Origin of the sequence: Patulibacter medicamentivorans, from assembly GCF_000240225.1 — a bacterium.
GTDB classification, from domain to species: domain Bacteria; phylum Actinomycetota; class Thermoleophilia; order Solirubrobacterales; family Solirubrobacteraceae; genus Patulibacter; species Patulibacter medicamentivorans.
The window spans coordinates 1-3,175 of record NZ_AGUD01000031.1; the positions used below are offsets into that span (position 1 = coordinate 1).

Sequence of the window (3,175 nt, forward strand, 5' to 3'; positions counted from 1 at the left end):
CCCGGCCGCGGAGCCGACGATCCGCAGCCCGATCGCCCGCGGCTCGAGCGTGCGCTCCAGCGACGGTCCGGCCGCCGCCGGCGCGGGTTCGCGATCGCCGCTCCGGCCCTCGGCGCCTGCGCCGCGGCCGCCTTCGCGCTCGCCCCGGCCGGCAGTCCCGGCCTCGCGCAGGTCCTCGACCGCGCGACCGCGGCGACCGCGCCGCCGCCGAACGCGATCGTCGTGATCCGTTCACGGATCGAGGGACGGTTCTGGAGCCAGGAGAACGGCCGCACCGGCCTCTCCCGGGACGAGACCGGCGTGGTCCGCCTGAACGGGGAGGGCAAGCCGCTCGACGTCCGCACCCTCCAGACCCGCCGCTGGAGCTCGGAGGACGGCAACGGCCGTCCCGGTGCCGAGGACGTCACCCACTACGCCGTCGCGGGAGAGGTCGCCGGGGCAGAGTCGCAACGCTACGACCCCGCGACGGGGAAGACCGTCACGGAGCGGAACTCGGCGAGCGTGCCGCGGTTGGCGTTCGACGCCCACCGGCTGCTGGCCGCCGCCCGCAGCGGCCGCACCGACGCTCGCCTGGAGGGCGAGGCGACGATCGGCGGCCACCGCACCTACCGGCTGGTGATCGCCAACCTCGACGGCGAGTCGGCGGTGCCCGGGATCGAGGATCGGACCGAGCTCTACGTCGACACCACGACCTACGAGGCGGTCGAGTACCGGACCAGCAGCAAGGGCCGCGCGCAGATCGCCGGGCGTCAGGGCCCGGCGTTCACGAGCGAGACGACGCAGCGGGTGCTCTCGTGGCAGCAGCTGCCCGACACGCCCGCCAACCGCCGGCTGCTGCAGCTGCGCGGGCCGCTCGAGCCGTAGATCCGCGCTCGGGGTCGTCGCGCGCGGCGGCCGTCAGCGCAGCCGGCCGGTCACGTCCATCCGGACCGACTGGCCGGCGACGCTGCTGCGGACCCCGTCGATCCAGAGCCGGTCGTTCTGGAACACCGTCAGCCGGAAGACCGCCCCCAGCGCGTTGTCCGGGGCGACCTCGATCTTGCCCTCGGTCGCGCTGACCGCGACCGGGATCTGCTGCTGGGTCCCGAAGACGCTGACCGAGACCTGGAACCGCGGAGCGCCGTCGGATCCCGCCGGCAGCGCCGTCAGCGTCGCCCCGCCCGGGGCCATCGCCTGCAGGTCGGCCAGCGTCACCTGGGCCGAGGCCCGGACGCGGCCGCCCTCGACGTGGGTGCGGACGTCGCGCAGGTGGAAGTCGCCGACGTCCATCGCCTGGATCGTGGCGTCGATCCGGCCGACCTCCTTGGCGCGCTTCAACAGGTCCGACAGCTCGGAGTCGGAGCGCTTGACGGTCCCCGCGCGAAGGTCGATCGAGTCGACCTTGCCGAGCGCCATCTTCCAGGCCGGGAACGCCTTGACCGTGACGTCGGCCCCCGGATCGCCGAGGTCGTCGCGCACGACCTTGGCGGCGATCGCGGGCAGGATCAGCTGGCCGCCGGCCAGCAGCACCAGCAGGGTGACCAGCACGCCGATCGCGACCCGCCCGCGGGTGACCCGGAACCTCGGCGCGCTCGGCATGGCGCCCATCGTACGCAGGCGACGGCGGGCGGCCCGCCACCCGCGCGCGCCGCGGCGATGGCCGAACGTCCCGTCCACGCGCACCCGCCGCGCCCGGGGGCCCCACGCCACGGGCGCGATCGGATAGAACACGGTCAGGTCCGGCCGTCGCCCTGGCGCCGCGGCCCGACCGCCCGCGAACCACCGAAACCCCGAGGGGAACCCAGGTGCCGACCTACGTCCTGCTGACCCGCCTGTCGCCCGATGGCGTCCAGACGATCAAGAACAACCCGCAGCGGATCCGCGAGGTGAACAAGGAGGTCGAGGCGCTCGGCGCGTCGGTGACCGCCCAGTGGGCCACGCTCGGCCAGTACGACTTCGTCAACATCGTCGAGGCGCCCGACGAGCAGACGATCGCCCGCGTCTCGCTCGAGCTCTCCTCCCGCGGGACCGGCAGCTTCGAGACGCTGACCGCGATCCCGATCGACGACTTCATCGCGGGTATTTGAGTTCCCCCCGCTCAACGCCGTACACAGGGGTTGGGCGGGTACCTGCGTGCGGGGCCCCGGTCGTGCGTTACCGTCGGACGCCATCGGTCGCCGTCCTCGACGGGCGGCGACCAGTCCAGGAGCCTCCGTGTCGCCATCCCACCCCGTTCGCCTCGCCCGTCTCGCGCCGCTGCTGGCGCTCTCCGCGCTCGCCGTCCCAGCGGCGGCCGGGGCCGCGTTCTCGGGGCCGGTCGAGCTGGACACGGGCGTCGGCGTCGCCGGCCTGACGGTCGACGGCGAGGGCGGCCGGGTCGTGGTCGCGCGCGGCGCCGGCAAGGGCGGGACGGTCGACACGCGGCTGCTCGGGATCACGGCCGCGGGCCGGCCCGAGGGCCGCCGGACGATCGCCGGGCTGCTGCCCGATCCGCTGCCGCTCGGCAAGGACACGCTGCTCTACGGCCGCTCGACCGTGCTGGGGACGGTCCGTCGGACGGTGCCGGACGGCAAGGGCGGGACCAAGACGATCAGCCTGCCCCAGGTCCGCCTGGGCGTCTCGGTCGGCAGCGCGCCGCCGGTCTCGCTCGGCAAGGCCCACAACCAGGCCACCGCGGTCCTCGACGAGCCGGCACGGATCTCGGGCACGACCTCCGGCAACCTCGCGATGGCCTGGAGCGACATCGGATCGGACGGCGTCGTCCGGGTCTACGCGTCCTGGCGCAAGGCCACGTCGAAGGCCGGGAGCGTCCGGCTCTCGGCCCCGAAGCTGATCAGCGGCTCGCGGTCCAGTCGCCTGCTGGCGCTCGCCACCGGCCAGGGCGGAGACACCGTGCTCGTCTACCAGCGCGGCGCCAGCGAGAGCACCCGCCGGCTCTTCGTCCGCTCGCTCGACGTCCGCACCGGCAAGCTCGGCACCCCGCAGACGCTGCGCCGCGGCGGCCCGGGCTTCCCCGGCGCGACCGCCTCGGTCGGCCGCGGCGGCCGCGCGGTCGTCGCCTGGGGCGAGCAGGACGCCGCCGCCGATCGCACCAAGCCCTACGTCGTCCGCGCGACCACCCGCGACGACGACGGCCACCGCTTCGCGACCCCGAAGGCGCTCGACCGCGGCGGCGCGACCGTCCGCGCGCCGGGCG

General features: G+C 75.2%; 3 protein-coding genes and 1 pseudogene. 3 read left to right on the forward strand and 1 reads right to left on the reverse strand.

The window, feature by feature from the left end; translation table 11 throughout:
- On the forward strand, positions 1-864 hold an 864-nt coding region (locus PAI11_RS26785), incomplete at its 5' end, for a hypothetical protein (protein WP_040598185.1).
- Positions 865-897: 33 nt separating this feature from the next.
- Here PAI11_RS26785 and PAI11_RS03825 read toward each other — a convergent pair.
- Complete coding sequence (locus tag PAI11_RS03825) at positions 898-1,578, reverse strand: LmeA family phospholipid-binding protein (protein WP_007571045.1); 681 nt, start codon at positions 1,576-1,578, stop codon at positions 898-900.
- Between the two features lie 206 nt (positions 1,579-1,784).
- Between PAI11_RS03825 and PAI11_RS03830 the strand changes: the two genes are divergently transcribed.
- Entirely contained in the window at positions 1,785-2,066 is a 282-nt protein-coding gene (locus PAI11_RS03830) for a GYD domain-containing protein (protein ID WP_007571046.1), read from the forward strand.
- A gap of 127 nt (positions 2,067-2,193) precedes the next feature.
- Positions 2,194-3,175 (forward strand): annotated as a pseudogene (locus PAI11_RS03835) (hypothetical protein); the annotation flags it as partial.

Bases quoted from the DNA above. Each gene is read 5' to 3' on its own strand.
- PAI11_RS03825 (WP_007571045.1), bottom strand. From the start codon at position 1,578: ATGCCGAGCGCGCCGAGGTTCCGGGTCACCCGCGGGCGGGTCGCGATC.